Annotated in this window: 9 protein-coding genes; 3 read left to right on the top strand and 6 right to left on the bottom strand. The window is 37.3% G+C overall.

Annotated features, from left to right (window positions below):
• Positions 1-60 precede the first annotated feature (60 nt).
• From I6E82_RS18590 to I6E82_RS18580, 3 genes are read right to left on the bottom strand one after another with little or no spacing between them, the layout of a single operon-like run.
• A complete protein-coding gene (locus I6E82_RS18590; protein ID WP_197118467.1) occupies positions 61-948 on the bottom strand; it encodes a peptidylprolyl isomerase in 888 nt (295 codons plus the stop codon).
• A gap of 32 nt (positions 949-980) precedes the next feature.
• Positions 981-4,667, bottom strand: a complete 3,687-nt coding sequence (tamB, locus tag I6E82_RS18585) for an autotransporter assembly complex protein TamB (protein WP_197118466.1) — start codon at positions 4,665-4,667, stop codon at positions 981-983.
• Positions 4,667-6,394 carry an autotransporter assembly complex protein TamA gene (locus I6E82_RS18580; protein ID WP_197118465.1) on the bottom strand — a complete coding sequence of 576 codons (1,728 nt, stop codon included), beginning with the start codon at positions 6,392-6,394 and terminating at the stop codon, positions 4,667-4,669. Before I6E82_RS18580 ends, tamB begins: the two co-directional genes overlap by 1 nt.
• A 217-nt stretch (positions 6,395-6,611) precedes the next feature.
• On the opposite strand from I6E82_RS18580, the gene I6E82_RS18575 reads away from it, so the two are divergent.
• The gene (locus I6E82_RS18575; protein WP_007378192.1) at positions 6,612-6,947 is read left to right on the top strand and encodes a ribonuclease E inhibitor RraB; all 336 of its coding nucleotides are present in this window, start codon (positions 6,612-6,614) and stop codon (positions 6,945-6,947) included.
• Positions 6,948-6,992: 45 nt separating this feature from the next.
• Here I6E82_RS18575 and I6E82_RS18570 read toward each other — a convergent pair whose 3' ends face one another.
• The 3 genes from I6E82_RS18570 to I6E82_RS18560 all read right to left on the bottom strand — a co-directional run bounded on the left by I6E82_RS18570 (position 6,993) and on the right by I6E82_RS18560 (position 12,333).
• A complete protein-coding gene (locus I6E82_RS18570; RefSeq protein ID WP_197118464.1) occupies positions 6,993-8,744 on the bottom strand; it encodes a DEAD/DEAH box helicase in 1,752 nt (583 codons plus the stop codon).
• Positions 8,745-8,868: 124 nt separating this feature from the next.
• The gene (locus I6E82_RS18565) at positions 8,869-9,171 is read right to left on the bottom strand and encodes an H-NS histone family protein (RefSeq protein ID WP_007586043.1); all 303 of its coding nucleotides are present in this window, start codon (positions 9,169-9,171) and stop codon (positions 8,869-8,871) included.
• A 534-nt stretch (positions 9,172-9,705) separates the two neighbouring features.
• Complete coding sequence (locus I6E82_RS18560) at positions 9,706-12,333, bottom strand: TonB-dependent receptor (protein WP_076924415.1); 2,628 nt, start codon at positions 12,331-12,333, stop codon at positions 9,706-9,708.
• A gap of 315 nt (positions 12,334-12,648) precedes the next feature.
• Between I6E82_RS18560 and I6E82_RS18555 the strand changes: the two genes are divergently transcribed.
• Positions 12,649-13,812, top strand: a complete 1,164-nt coding sequence (locus I6E82_RS18555) for a DUF547 domain-containing protein (RefSeq protein WP_197118463.1) — start codon at positions 12,649-12,651, stop codon at positions 13,810-13,812.
• A gap of 63 nt (positions 13,813-13,875) precedes the next feature.
• Positions 13,876-15,672 (top strand): 2OG-Fe(II) oxygenase family protein, encoded by a 1,797-nt coding sequence (locus I6E82_RS18550; RefSeq protein WP_197118462.1) that lies wholly within the window; start codon positions 13,876-13,878, stop codon positions 15,670-15,672.
• Positions 15,673-16,039: the final 367 nt, after the last annotated feature.

Here is a 16,039-nt window from a genome sequence, read left to right as displayed (position 1 = left end):
TCCGCAAAGATCAACAGACCCTCGTATTAAAAAAAGAGCCTAGGCTCCTTTTTACATTTTTTAATTAACTTCGCGCTTAGTGGGTATAGGCATACCACACACATCAATGTAGCTATGTGCTTTAACAAACCATGGTTCAATACGGTTTTTACGAGCACTGATTAAGTTTTTAAACACAGATGAGTTTGTTTTCATCACTTTAAATATACTTTTATCGCTTTGTACATCGCCAAGTACTTGTATATTGGTAATTGGGTTAAATACTTTACCTTCAGTTGGTGTACGCGCTAAACGATTAAAATGCTCTATACCTTCGATCACTCGGCCAAACACCGTAATGTTTTTATCAAGGTAGCGCGGGCCTTGCGCTATCGTTACAAAAAACTCCGTACTCGCACTATTTATATCGTTGTCGCGCGCCATGGCAAACACGCCACTACAATGCACTTGCCATGTTTGCGTATGTGCTGAGTTTTGAGCTACTGCAAAGCCGTTTAAAAAACCGGTAACTGGGGCATATCCGTCGCCATTTAGCTCAGTAATTAAAAGTGGTTTGTTTGTTGTTAAATAAAACTCAGCTGGAACTATTTTATCCGCAGTTTTAATTAACTTTTTACCCGAGCTGTCGCCACCTTGCGCTACAAAACCCTCAACAAACCGATAAACGCTGGTATTTTTATAAAACCCTTCTCGTGCTAACTTTTTAATATTTTGAACGTGCTTGGGGGCAAGCTGTTCATTAAGCTCAATATACGCATCGCCCGTTGGCAGTGTTATCTTTAAAATATTTTGAGCGTTCACTACTCGCCAGTCATTATCTGTTGCACTAGCAATTACCTCACTCGCGCTCAATAAAGGTAGCTCTTGATTAGCAACATCATCACCTAGTTGTTGAGCACAACCGCTCAATAAAACACTAAGTAGAGCTGGCAATATAATTTTTTTCATCGCTTATATCCTTATAATTATTATAGTTTTGGTTATTCCCAGTCAAACTTATATAGCACATCAACATTTTGGTATAGGCCGCTCGTTATTTCTATGTATAACTGTGAAAGTAACTGATAACGCACAGCCACTTCACTGAGTGAATCAAATACACCCACGCTATATTTAACTTGCAAACTGGGTGCTACGTAACCTGATATTTCTACTTTGGTGCTATCACCACTACCTGATGAGCTTAAACTTACATCTGACAGCCCAAAGGTTTCACCTACCTTAGAAACAACCCCTTCGCTGCGGCTAACACCTTGAGAGAGTAATAGCTGCGTAAGCATAGCATCACTTGACGAACTTTCTCCATCGCCTAAAGGTTGGCCATTAAGTAAATATGCGAGTGCTTGAGCTTGATCCATCGCAGGCTCAGAAAATATTTTAAGCGTTGGTTGTTCAACATTACCCGTGAGCGTAACCCCTGCAATGACACCATTTGCAGTCGTATCGGGGTTACGTATTGCTTTAATATTTAAAAATGGTTGTTCAATTGAACCGCTAAAACCTACTTGCCCGGTGCTGATTATTAAATCTTGCCCAAAGGCTAAGTAAGTACCTTCAATTAAGTTAAGCTCACCTGTGGCTATGATTGGCGCACCTTGACTCATTTTTATCGCTAAATCACCCGCAACTTTTGATTCCAAGCCAAACGACTCTACTTTTACATCGTTTTTAACAATCACTTTTAAATCTATGTCGTAATCAAACGGAACTGTTTCGGTGGCCTCGGTTTTTTGATCAACAATAATTTCATCATCGCTAACTTGCACCGCGCCCTCAGGAAGCTCTTCAATCATTATACGACCGTAAGGCACAACTACCTCACCAGCAAGCTTGAGTGCATTATTAGCCAAGCCTATTTTTAAATCCGGCGATACTTTAAAAGTAACCCCTTGCTGCGCGCGTACATAAAACTGCTCGCCAACTACAGCAACATTTACAGCAGGTTGCGCACCTTGCCAATCAACATCACCAGTGAGATCTATTTTACCGCCCTGATTGTCGTTTAAGTTGCCTTTTATTGTGGCTGTTGCTTTATCAAACAATACATTTATATTTGATTTTTGCAGCGCTATAGGTAATTGCTCGCCCTCTAAACTAATATCGCTCACATTAAGCTCCCCATTTAATAAAGGATCTTTTAACGTACCTGCTAACGCCACTTTACCGCTAATATCACCTTTTAACTGTTCGAGGGTTTCAAGAAAAGGTTGTAAGTCTGAAAGGAGTATTTTATCGATATTAATGGTGCCATTAAGCGCTTGCGTATTTTGTATATCGTCGATATTAATTTGTGTATTAATTTTGCCTAATACACTTGATTCTAAATTAGCTTCAAGCTTGCCAATTTGAGAATCCGAAAACGCACTAATACTTAGAGTTTCGATTGGTAATTTAAAACGATCTTCTTCCGAGGTTAGCACTGCTTCTAAGTCGCTAGAATCGATATTTGCGCGTAATGTTTTAAGCGCGCCGCTTTGCCAATTAAGTGCTACATCGCCAGCTATATTACCGCGAGTACGAATGCTATTAGGTAAAAAGTGCTTAAGCTCCTCAAGTGCTAAGTTGCTTAGTTTAGCATTTAACTGACCGAGATTTTTTGACTGCGCTAAGGTGTCTATGCATAATTCACTTTGATCAGATGCCCAACAATGTGCACTCACATCAAAGTCGCCACTTTGCGTATTAACCATAATGGCAATATTTTTAGTATTACTAAAACTAAGCTTTTTATCGCTAAGCGTTACATTACTAAGCTCGCCATTCCAAGTGGTATTATTAATTTTGCCATTAACTTCAAGCTCTACACTGCCTTGCTCGGCATCTACAGATGCCGTAAGTTGGTGATCTGTTTTGTCGCCGCTAATATCAATTTTAACACTATTGATTTGTTGTTCGGCCACAAGCGCCGAACCAACACTTACCGAAACATCGGTTTGCCAATCGGCTGCGGTATCTAACTGCCCTTTTACTGATAATTTATTAATGTTTATTTCATCAAAAATAAAGCGATCTAGTATTAGTGCTAAATCAACAGACGGCGTTAACCTTTCCCCTCTCACTTTTAAATTTGCGTTACCGTCGGCAGTAAATGGAATATTAGCTTTTTCATCACTTTTTAGCGTTACTTTGCCATCAACCTGCCAAGTATCATCAACTTGCCCGCTTAGTGCTAATTTATTGGTGCCGCTACTTAAATAAAAGCTATCAATATTAGCTTTTAACATATTATCGAGCTTAAAGTTTGAGGCAAATTCTAGTGGCACGTCGTTAAGTAACCCGCTTAACTTTGTATTATTCATTTGTAGCTGCCACTTGTCGTCAGCTGCACTAAACGAGCCTTTAAACTGTCCTGAAATATCACTGGTAGCGACATCAGTTAAGTACTGCGCTTTTAAGTTAGCAACCGTGCCATTAAAGTTAGCCTGTATGCCTTTTTGCCAATCAACATTGGCTTTTATAGTTGCACTGCTTTCGTTTGCTTTAATGCTTAGCGCTTGTAAAGTTGCTTTGGTAAGACTGCCTTTTAATTGGGTATTTAAGTCAACAGCTGGGTACGCGCCTAGTTGGCTATTCGCCTGAAGACTAAGCCGATAGTCGTCAGCATTACCTTGTGCGTTAAGGCTTACATTTCGCAATTTAAGCTCATTACTTTGTGCATCAATAAGCCACTGCTTAATTTTTCCATTTAACTCAAACGGATAGTTTTTTTGCTTTAAATTTGCTGTTGCCGTTAAACTAAGTGGATATTGCCCCTGTGTTTCTAAATTTAAGTTTAGATTTGATAAGTCGCCATTCAACTGCAAATTGGCTTGATGCTCGTCACTTTGTAAAACAACATCCCCTTTCACGGGCAAATTCCCTGCAAGCTCAGCATTAAGATGCGTATTAAGCTGCCACTGTTCATACTTTGCTGAGAATGACTCTAAATTAATAACCGCATCTTCCACACTTAATTGCAGCGAGATGCTTTCAATAACATGTTGGGCTTCGTTTTGCTCAATCGTAATTTTAGCAATTTCAAAGTCTTCAACAACTAAATCAAGTGGTGAAGTAAATTCTATATTAGGTAATGCGGGTAGGTGCGTTAAAGGCGCTTGAGTATTTTGCGCCGTTTGTGTTTTCGCATCTTGTTCTTGCTCTTTTAAAGCAACAAGTATGGTGGGAATATTCAGGCTTTTAACCGTCAGCTTTGAACCCTCTGCTTTTGCTGAGAGTTTAAAGTTATTAACGCTTACGTTTGCACTTGGATGCTCTAGAGTAAATTTATTGATCGCAATGTTTTTTACAGCAATATTAAAAGGTAAGCTGATTTTTTCAAGCGGCTCTGCCGCGGCTTCTTGTGAATCTGCAGTTTTTGGTAATGTTAAATTTATAGATTTAGCACTTAAGTTATCTATACAAATTCCATCGCACTGCCACCAAAACAAATCAATTTTCAATTGTTGTGCATTAAAGTCCAATCCGTTGCTAGCAAAGCGTACATTAAAGGAATCATTATAAATAAAACGGCCATCTTTAATTTCAATATGCAGTCCATCTACCGCTTTATTTGCACTATAAGCAATAAATTGATTACCGGGTGCGGTAAATAACAAACAAAATAGTGCAACAACTAACGTGACAAAAATAGCACTTACGGCGGCTGTTATCTTTTTTAATACTGACATTAAATTTCTGGCCCTATGGTAATACTTAAACGTGTGCTTTTACTTTCTTTTGTTAATCCCCAAGCGTGGTCTATACGCACGGGGCCAACGGGTGTTAAATAGCGAAAACCAAAACCAGCACCTACTTCAAAATCATCAGAAAAATCATTAGTCGCAGTACCACCATCAACAAATAAAGCTGCTCGCCAATTTTTAGCAAACTGGTAGTTATATTCCATCGTGCCCGATAGTAAATACTTACCACCTATTAGCTCGCCATCATCGTTCTCGGGCGAAATTGATTGGTACGCAAAACCACGAACGCTTTGATCGCCACCTGCGTAAAACCGAAGTGAAAATGGCACGTTGTTAATATCATCAACAAGCATTGCTCCCACATTCGCTTTTAAAAACACCAAGTGGCGGTCAAAATAAGTGCGTAGCCAAGCATGTTGCATTTGCACCCTAATCAGATTAGTACTCGAAAGCACCTCATCTAAGCCAAACTCAGCAGATATAAGCCACTGCTCTCCCCAATAGGGAGTCGTGCCGCCTTTTGATTTTTTGCGCGCGTAGCTAATGCCAGGCATTAACATTTCGGTACTTTCTTCGTCTTCATCACCAATACGGTAGGTTTCTTGGTCGCGGCGTAAAAATGCAGTACGCACCCACTTATTTTCAGTCAACCATTGGCGCTGAACCTGCCCTGTTAATATTTCACTGTAAGTGTCGTTTGTGAGCTCATCTTCTAATTTATAACCGACAGAGAATCGCCATAAATCATCATTAGGATCATCAACCGGAATTGTATAAGCCATGGAAATATCTTGCTGCTTTTGTGCCACATTTAAATTAGTTTCGAGGTAGTGGCCGTCTTCTGTGATCCACGGTTTACTCCATTTAAAACGCACCTTGGGTCCTAAGTCAGTACTAAAACCACCGCCAATTTCATAGCTGTTAGCTGGCTTGGGTAATACTTCAACTTTAATCGGTACTTGGCTATTTTTGCGCGCTGCTATGTCAGCATAAACACGCACACTGGCAAAATAAGGGGTACTTGATAAATCCAAGTTATAGTCAGCAATATGTGTTGATTTATAAGGTTGGCCCTGAGAGAAAGGCGCTATAGAGCGTATGTATTTTTCAGCGGGTGTACTACTGGCAATTTGTATATCGCCAAACTGATACCTAACTCCGGTATCAATTATGAAAGTAATAACAGCACTATTTTTTTTAAGCGACACTTCTAATTTGCGCGCTGGCCACTTAGCATCAAAATAACCAAGCTCCAGCAACATAGATTCTATTTTTTTATGAGCAGAGTCATATTTACCATGATTTAAAACATCACCTTGCTTTAAGTGATTGCTTTTAATCAATGCCTGTAATTGAGTATCACTTTGACCATCACCGTTTAGCGTAATATTAATTGCTTCTATGCGAGTTGCAGGCCCCCGTTCAACTTTAACAATTAGCTCGCTGTCGTCTTTATCATAAATAACCTCGACGGTCGGGCTATAATAGCCAAGTGCTTTGATGCTATTTTGTACTTGTTTTTGAGCATAACGACGAAGTGTACGGGTTGGCTTTTCACCAATTAATTGCTTGAGATAAAGGGCTACGTTATTTTCTAAATCGCCACTTAACCCTTCAATTTCGTAATCTTCTATGACTTTTTCTGCCGCATAGCTATTTGTCGCAATTAAAGCGCTCACAACACACATGCAACGTAAAAACTTAATAAACAAGTAAATATCCTTACTTTTAATATCTTAAATATACAATTGACGAATTAAAAGCATATTAGCATAGCCATAATGAGCAACACATTAACTTAATGGCAATCTAAGATGATAAATTATGTATTGTATAAAGGTTGATATAATTAAAATTAGTACGCGTTGAGACAATATTTTAGTTACAATAGTGCCTACGAATACAAAATTAATTTTAAATGAGCTTTTAATGCAATTCCCTGATGATGATAACGGCCAACTTTTAGCCGAAATAGCCGCTGCTGGCATTGATTTAAATAAAATGCACCAAGTCGATTTTTTTATTTTATTTGAACAAGAAGCCGATGCTGAAAAATTTGCTAAAGAAATAGTCTCTGATGCATTAGTTCAAAATGCTGAGCTTGAAAAATGTAAAGACACTGGCGTTTGGGAAGTAATCACTCAAGTACAAATGGTGCCAGAGCACACCCTTTTAGGCCAAGCTGAGCAATACATTGAAAGCATTGCTAATAGCTTTAATGGATATGGTGACGGCTGGGGATTAATGGACGGTGACGAGGCTTAGTTGCCCTTTTAATTGTATTAGTCCAATGTACTCTATCAGTTAAGCTTAGCGGCTTAACTGATTTGCCTTTCTAAAACCCCCTTTATAGTCAAATAGCTTATCAGCCACTTTCCAACCATACTTTTTGCTTTTTCGTGCAATAACAAAATCCGGTGGTACTAATTCAAATTGTGCTTTTACTACTTGCTCTGCAGTTTTAAAATTAATAGGTGTTTGCCCAAGCCCTACTCGTAGACCAAATTGCTTATTAAATATAAATTGCCCGCCTTTATTTGCGAGGTTATATACTTCATCGCAACTTGCACCATCTTCATCAAAATACGTTATTTTAATAAGTTCATCTTTAATTTGAGTTACCGATAACCCACTACATCGAAGCACAAGTGCGTCTTTTAAGTTTAATGCATTACGTAACTTATCATCAGGGTCGGCCATAACCGCGCCACAATCATGGCATTTACGTGCAGCAATATCATTTTGGGCACCGCACTGCTCACACTCTTTAAACCTAAAACGATAATCACACTGCTCTTTATGCCCATCATCATCTTCTAACAGCCCTTTACAGCGCCTGCCAAAGTGCTCTATTACTTTTCCTGCGGAATCAGTTTTACCCCAAAATATATTCGCAAAACCACAGCCAGGACAAAGTACCTGCACAGGTTCATTATCACTATCGCCTTTTTTATCGCCTACTTCTGGGTGAAATAAATTAAAACCATTGCCAGCATAATCTATTACTAAGCAATCCGTTTTTGATTCAGATAACCTGAGACCTCGCCCCACAATTTGTTGATATAAACTAACTGATTCTGTAGGTCTTAAAATAGCTATAAAGTCGACGTGTGGCGCATCAAAGCCGGTTGTTAGTACCGATATATTAACTAGATACTTTAATTGCTTAGCTTTAAATTGCTTAATGATTTTATCGCGCTCAGTGTTTGGCGTATCACCTGTTATAAGTGCACTTTGATGAGCTGGTAGGTAGCTTAATATTTCCTGAGCATGCATTACCGTGGCGGCAAAAACCATAACACCTTCACGCTCTTCACTGTATTGAATTACTTGCTGTAATATAGCTTTCGTTGCGCGCTCACTGTTTTTTAAAAGCGCATTCATATCATCAGTCGTATATTGCCCAAATGCATTGCTATCTAGAGACGAAAAATCATAATGGCTAATCGCTGCATCAACTTCGTTTGGCGGCGTTAAATAATTATGTTTGATCATATACCTGAGCGGCAATTCAAAAATACAACTTTTAAACGGACTTTCTTGAGTACCTTTAACAAAGCCATGATAATGATGATGGTATATCCACCCCGTCCCTAGCCGATAAGGTGTTGCTGTTAAACCCAATACTTTTAACTGAGGGTTATATTCTTTTAAACTACTTATTACTTTTCCGTACTGGCTTTTTTTATCCCCATTTACCCTGTGGCATTCATCAATAATAAGTAACGAATAATGCTCATTTAATTTATTTAAATTACGAGAAAGTGATTGCACACTGGCAAAGGTTACTTGATGGTTTAATGACTTTTCTTTTAAACCTGCTGAAAATATACTCGCCTCTAAACCAAAACTTTTATATTTTTGCGAATTTTGCTCTACTAACTCTTTGACATGAGCAAGTACTAATATTTTTTGCTTAGCAATACGGGCAAGTTCAGCAATAACCAAACTCTTACCTGCGCCGGTTGGTAGTACAATAACGGCAGGATCATTACTCTTTCTAAAGTGTAAAACGGTTCGTTCTACGGCTTCTTGCTGGTAAGGTCTTAGTTTATAGCTCATGGGAAAACAAATAGGTTTGAGTGAAGAGATTTTAGCAAATAATAGCTGGGAGTTTTAAACTTTAATTATATTTTATTGAGGGGGAAACAAAAAAGAGAAGCCGAAGCTTCTCTTATATTTAGCTTTAAGCTAAAAATTTCTCAAGCTCAACACCTTCAAACGCTTTAGGACGACGGCCACGGCCTGTCCATTCAATAGTCTCACCATTAAGTTCCATGCGGTACTTAGGCTTAACTTTGGTACGTTTGTCAGATGCTCCATCTTGTAAATCTTCTAGCGTAAGTCCTTTTTCTTTTAAAAGATCCAAAACTTCCTGTTTCGCTTTTTGCTGCTGGGTATATTTTGAAATTGCATCATTGATAAGCTGTTGGGCTTTTTCAAGATCCGTTAATGATGCTGTTTTAATAAAAGATCGGACTTCTTTCATTTATATCTCGCTAAATTGTGTGATTAGATTTATTTAAATATTCTTTTTTAGTATAAGGGTATTTTTCAGAAATGACTATTACAAGATATAAACTAAATAATCCCTCTGTTAAATATACGCTATTAGTCCTACCTTATTAAATTAGGAGTAATTTAATATAAATTGTCGATGTATAAGGGAACTTCATTTTATAAAATATATAGTCGATAAAAAATACTACTAATCCGTTGAATAATAAATGCCAGCTTTCAGTACAATAAAGCAGCTATGAACTTATATGTAATTTGCAAATATCATTACTTCGACTCTATTAAAAAACCACATTATCTATTTTTCGTGTCAGGTGAATATAATCGGAAAATCACAAGGTAACAAACTTAAAAATAAAGTGGGCCAGTAAGTACATACAAACCATAATTAAAATTTTAAAGATAAAATTGCAAACCAAATGTAAAAAGGTCAGAAGCATAAGCAACTGACCTTTTTTTATAGTCGTCAACGTATTAAAGACGAAACATAATCTATAAACGATTTTTAGAAGTTTTGTTCAACTTTTAAAAATACAGCTCGGCCTAAAACATCATATAATGATGTTGAAGCATCGCGATAACCTCTAGTGCCATCGTTTAGCTGTGGTGCTTCTTTATCAAACACATTGTTCACACCTAGTACAAACTTACCATTCCATTCATGGTTATATGATACTTGGATATTGTGTTTAATATAGCTTGGAATATCAGCTAAATATGTTACACCATACTCTTCATTACCTGAGTCTTGGTCGCCTATGTAGTATGTAGTCCATGCTGCACCAAATGCATCATTTGTCCAATCAAAGGTAACATTACCACGAAGCTCTGGGTACTCTTGTAAACCAGCGTAATCGAATGCGTCAGCACCCTCTTCTGTTACTTCTTCAAAGTCACTTACATAACTTAACTCACCTTTAAGAGCGAAGTTACCAATGCTAGATTCAAACATGTAAGCTGTTTTAAAATCAAAACCTGATGTTTCTAAACTCGCCATATTTTGGTCAAAGCTGTACATTACATCAATACGACCTGTATTTGGATCGCGAACTACTGCAGGGTTAGAACCATTGTCTTGCTCGTCTTTTAATAGACGTTCAACACTTACTGCTGCAATTCTGTTTTCTAACTTAATATTATAGTAAGAAAGCTCTACAGATAAGTCATCTGTTACATTCCAAACAAAACCTGTTGTAAATGATTCACCTTCTTCTGGCTCAAGATCTGGATTACCACCAAACCAAGTTTTATGTTGCTGTGAAGCATTTGGGTTACAGTAAATAGCATCAGAACCTGCATTGCCTTGCGTATCACACCAAATTGTATCGTAAGCTTTTTCGAAGCTTAGTGCCTGACTAGAGAACATTTCGCCCATGTTAGGTGCACGGAACGATTCACCCCAGCTAGCTCGCACTAATAGCGCATCAGAAGGACGCCATGCAACACCAATTTGAGGGGCAACATTATCGAATGTTCCTGATACAAATTGTGAACCAACGTCACCTTCTTGCTCGTACTTGTCGTATCGAACAGCTGCTTTAATATCAACATTGTATGGTAGGTTTACTTGAAGCTCTGAATATACAGATGTTCTATCACGTTCTGCATTAACATCGTCACCACCTGAGCCACCTGACACACGACCTGAAGCCGATTGAGGGTCACTCATTTGTTCAAATTCTACTTGCTCAAATTCAGCACCAACTACGCCAGCAATCGAAACATCACCATTATCAAACAATAATGTAGATGCTACCGTATCAAATTGAGTACTTGTAAAACGAGCTTGATACACACCTGTGTGAGCAGCTTGCCCATACAAGTCTTTCATGCTGCTATCCCAGTTAGCAAAGCTCATTCCTGATGTATTAAAGATATCATATTCGCCGCTATCAATTAACTTCTGAACAACATCATCATTTATCAGGTTTGTATTGAATGAGTTAGTTGTAGAACGGCTGTGTTGTACATTAAATTCCCAGTCAATACCATTTGCAACATCTACAAAGCCGACTAAACCACCTAAGAAATCAATACTATTAATTTCAGTACGAGTATCTCGCTCACCAATGTTAGCTGAGCGCATGTATAGAGTTAAATCTTCGCCTACAGGGTTTAAAGGATTATCAGCCAACATAGTTGGTTGGTTTGTAGATACAGGTGTACCTGCATAGCGAGAATCAGTTTCAGAAAGTGATGCACTTGCGCGACCGCGGAACTTTAAGTTATCAGTGAATTCATAATTGAAATTTGAAAGCATTGAGTTCTGAGTAGTATCACCAAATAACTTAGTTACTGCACCATAGTTATATAAACAGCGAGTGCCACCATCAACCGTGTTATTTGATTCTGCACACATAGTAGGGCTTGTAACCCAACCACTAGCACCATTACCATTTGGAACTGAGCTAAATGACGAATAATCAGCATAAGTCTCATCATTTAATTTCCAAATATCTCTATCGTATACTGATTCAGCATCATAATATTCATAAGTTAATGTAATATTACCCTTCTCACCAGAGTAACCTGTACTTACGTTAAAACGATTTGTATCACCACCTTCGGCACTAGGTAGCTCAGTATCATATGAAAAACTTAAACCGTTAAAGTCTTTTTTTGTAATAATGTTAATAACACCTGCAACAGCATCTGAGCCATATACAGCAGAAGCACCTTCACGAAGAATCTCAATTCTTTCTACTATTGCCATTGGAATACGAGAAGTATCTGCGGCAGCGCCTGAAGACGAACTTGTACCAGGCATACGGCGACCGTCAAGTAGCACTAATGTGTACTCAGCCCCAAGGCCACGCATGTTAATATTACTTGTTGCTGCTGCGCCGTTACCGTAGCCAGACATACCACGCCATGAACCAAAGCTATTTACAGAAGTATTATTTAAAACATCAGCAACTGATGCTTCACCTGATAATTGTAGATCTGCAGCGGTAATAACAGTTACTGGTGATGATGTTTCCATATCAACTTGCTTAATGCGAGACCCAGTTACTTCTATACGCTCAACTTTTTCTTTTTCTGCTGCCATAGAGCTTGCAGAAAAAGCAGCGGTGGATACCGCACTAAAAGCAATAGCTAAGCGAACTGCCTTTGAAATTTTATTATTTAACATATGATTCTCCCTAGAATTCTATTTTAATTATTTTGTTTTCAAAACGGTCTGTAATTAATCACAGTACCTGTTTCGATTTGAATAGTAGTCCCAACTCAAGCAAAAGGTCAACACTTTGACAACGAAAAAACACATTAATTTACAATAACTTAAAGAAACAAAAAATCAACACGTTGCCATATAATCACCATTAACCAAAGAGCAATATTTCACTTTTTGGAGTCATGCTAATGAAATGGAATTAAATGTAAACGAACCTTGAAAGTGAATTAACATTTGTAGATGATGGTGTTCCTAACAAACAAAGGAATTGCTATGAAAACCTACTCCGCATTTATTTTTATACTTCTTGTCTCTTGTTCAGCTTTCGCTGATTTAAAAGAACTTCCGGAAGAATTTTCAGATTTTAGTTTAAATAGAGATATTTCTGTCTCATATGATGACTTAGATACTCTTCTAAGTTTTACTGTAATTAATACTGGAGCATCAGATCGTTCCAAACTAAATTCTCAAGCCTCTATCGGTACAAGAATGAAGTCGCATAAAAATAACGACACAGCATTAGAAGCAAATCGTTTCTTCTTTGAAGAAGTAACAAAATCAGAGATTAAAGATGGTTTTTATAAGATTAGAGTTAGCCTAGAAAGTCTGCCAAATGAAATCTCACTTAACGAACTCAGCCTTGATGAGCAACTTGCTTATTGGTTAAACCTTTACAATACAGCCATGTTAGAAAAACTAATCACACACTATCCTATTCGCGATACAGAAGATTTACTCTTTGGCAGCAATTCAATTTTAGAGGATGAGTTTTTAAATGTTGCTGGCCATAAACTTTCTTTAAACGATATACAACAAAATATTGTTTTTAAAAAGTTTGGTATAAAAAAGCCAATAGTTATGTATGGGTTTTATCAAGGAAATATAGGAAGTCCTAACATTCGTGCCGAAGCATATAAAGGAAACAAGGTTTATCATCAATTAGTTGAAAACGCTGAAGAATTTGTCAATTCAAATAGAGGAACTAGTATCAAGCGAAAAAATCGCCTTTATGCCTCTAAGTACTATGAGCAAGTTAAACCATTATTCGAAAACTTCGAGAAAGATTTACGAGAGCACCTAAAAGACTATGCAAACCCGCCAATGAGCTCTGATATAAAATATGCTAAGAGCTTTAAAATAGGTATTGAAGATTGGAGAATCACTGATATTTATGGCACAGAGCGAAAGTTTGGTGGCGCAGCGTCAACAAATCCTGCCGCCATGCTCAATGCTGTTGCAAATAACTCATCAAAACCAATAGGAGCTGATGGCGCAGGTTCAGGATTAGGTGCTGTTAACATAAGCTTTTTATCTAATTCTATTTCGGAGAAAACGATGGACTTTGGCCGCTTCTCTCCAGAAATGCTCGAAAAAATTAGAGCTCTCAAGCTAAAAGAAACTGATAATAGTGGCTCAGTAAAAATAAAAGACCTTTAATAAATTTTATTATTTAACTTTAAAAAACACCCTGTTAACATGGTACGAAAAATAGGGTGTTTTATGTCTAACTTTCTTAACTCTGCGCTCACTGCTTATAATTCACGTCAATATAACCAAGCTATTCTTTTTTTAAACAAATGTGATATTAAAACTGTTGATTGGTATATTTTACTTGCCGCTACATATAGCGCACTTAACCAAAATGAAAATGCCGAACAAACATATTCTTACGCAGTAAATAAGTTTCCTTCATCCCTCACTCTAATTGAAAACTATACAAACTTGCTATGCAGAACTGCTAAACATTCGTTATGTTTAAACTTTTTAAAAAACACAAGGTATTTGGCACAAAGCGAAAAGGTATCTCTGAATTTTATAGAAAGCTTGATCAAAACCAACCAGTTGTTACAAGCAAAAAAGGAACTTTCTAAAACCTTATCTGATGAAACCTTAAAAGAGAGATATCACTGGTTAAAGCTTGAATTACTAGAACGTTTGGGTGACTTAGAGTTAGTTGAAAGCTATTACCTGTCTTTACCTGCCGATTTAAAAAATCAATTTTTATTTAAATATAAACGTGCTTGTAATTTTCGCAATATGGGTAAATTCGACAATGCTTTAGATATATTTTTAATGCTAAGCGATAAGCAGAACAAGTATAGCCCCGAGGTTAACTTTTTGATTGGCTGTACTTATTATGATTTACTAAAGTTTGAGCTCTGTGAGCAGTATTTAAAACGATGTCTTGAACAGGCTCCTAACTATATACCTGCGCATGAGTGTTTAAATAAATTATACTGGGATCGTGCAAACAAATCAGCCCTTATGAGCTCCTACGATAGTACATTCTTAAATCATGCTAAAAACCCACAACTAGTTCAATCACAACTAGCTCAGCTTTTACATTTTAAAGATTTTAATCAAGCCCTTGATGTATCTTCACAAGCAATTAGGCTCTTCCCTGATAACTTAGACATAAAACATGCTCATGGCATCATTTTAGGTAAGCATGGGCAAAGTGATAAAGCATTCATTATATTAGATGAGCTTGTATCACAGGCTCCCCAATCAGCAAGATATAGTGTAGATTTGGTAAACTACTGTATTGAAAATTTTGAATATAAAAAAGCAATACTGCACTTAAACACTGCAGTTAAACACAACCCTTTTAATCAAGAAATCTGGGCTTATTTATCCACAGCTTGGCGCTTAGCTAAAGACGATAAATATCATTGGTTAACTAATTACGATATGTTTGTTAAAACAATGGCTCTACCTACGCCTAAAGGCTACAAGTCGTTTGACTCTTTTGGTAAGGATCTCAAGGAACTCTTACTTACTTTACACACTAAAGAACAAGACCCGCTTGATCAAAGTGTTCGAAGAGGAAGCCAAACTGAAGGACACTTACTCTATCGCTCAAATACGTTACTCTCATTATTTAAGCAGTCAATGGAGTCATGTATATCTACTTACTTAAATGATTTACCAGCAGATAGTATGCACCCATTAACGGTAAGAAATAGCCTAAACTTTACTGCCAAAGGCAGCTGGTCAGTAAAACTCGAAAATGGAGGATATCATGCCAATCATATTCATCCTCACGGTTGGTTGTCAGCACCCAGCTATATTTCTATACCTGATGAAATGAGTAAAAATGATCCACTTAAAAATGGCTGGTTAAAGCTAGGAGAAACATGTCTTGATCTAGGAAAAAGAGAATCAATAGATCGCGAGATATGCCCTGAAAGTGGACAAATTATCATTTTTCCTAGCTATATTTGGCATGGTACAAATGAGCTCAAAAGTGATAGACCTCGCTTAACAATACCTAGCGATATTATGCCAATTGGTTAATCTAGTTGATTGAAATTTAAACTAGTGCTATACAAATAAAAATAAAAATAAACAAAGGATTGATCATGATAAAATGCTTGCTACTTATAATCGCTATTGTTTTTATCCCAGTGAAAGCTGAAGAATTCTCTTTACCCGAAGAGTTTTCAGATTTTGGCTTAAATAGGGATATAAGCATATCTTATGAAGACCTAGACCAACTCCTAGAGTTAACCGTTACTGACATGGGTTTATCTGATAGGACTATGTAGTGGTCAACTAATTTTGGCCACAGTTTTAGAATCTTGGCATCTAACCTCAGATTCATTTGGCGCTAAACCGGCATTATAATGATGTGGCCTAACGTTGTTGTAATATCCGTTGATAT

The sequence above is a fragment of the Pseudoalteromonas sp. NZS11 genome, assembly GCF_015864765.1.
Taxonomy (GTDB): Bacteria; Pseudomonadota; Gammaproteobacteria; order Enterobacterales; family Alteromonadaceae; genus Pseudoalteromonas; species Pseudoalteromonas arctica.
Note: the sequence above shows the minus strand (reverse complement) of the source record. Positions and strands in the feature narration are given on the sequence as shown.

Coding starts and splice junctions, on each gene's coding strand:
- I6E82_RS18590 (WP_197118467.1), bottom strand. CDS start 948: ATGAAAAAAATTATATTGCCAGCTCTACTTAGTGTTTTATTGAGCGGT.
- tamB (WP_197118466.1), bottom strand. CDS start 4,667: ATGTCAGTATTAAAAAAGATAACAGCCGCCGTAAGTGCTATTTTTGTC.
- I6E82_RS18575 (WP_007378192.1), top strand. CDS start 6,612: ATGCAATTCCCTGATGATGATAACGGCCAACTTTTAGCCGAAATAGCC.
- I6E82_RS18570 (WP_197118464.1), bottom strand. CDS start 8,744: ATGAGCTATAAACTAAGACCTTACCAGCAAGAAGCCGTAGAACGAACC.
- I6E82_RS18565 (WP_007586043.1), bottom strand. CDS start 9,171: ATGAAAGAAGTCCGATCTTTTATTAAAACAGCATCATTAACGGATCTT.
- I6E82_RS18560 (WP_076924415.1), bottom strand. CDS start 12,333: ATGTTAAATAATAAAATTTCAAAGGCAGTTCGCTTAGCTATTGCTTTT.
- I6E82_RS18555 (WP_197118463.1), top strand. CDS start 12,649: ATGAAAACCTACTCCGCATTTATTTTTATACTTCTTGTCTCTTGTTCA.
- I6E82_RS18550 (WP_197118462.1), top strand. CDS start 13,876: ATGTCTAACTTTCTTAACTCTGCGCTCACTGCTTATAATTCACGTCAA.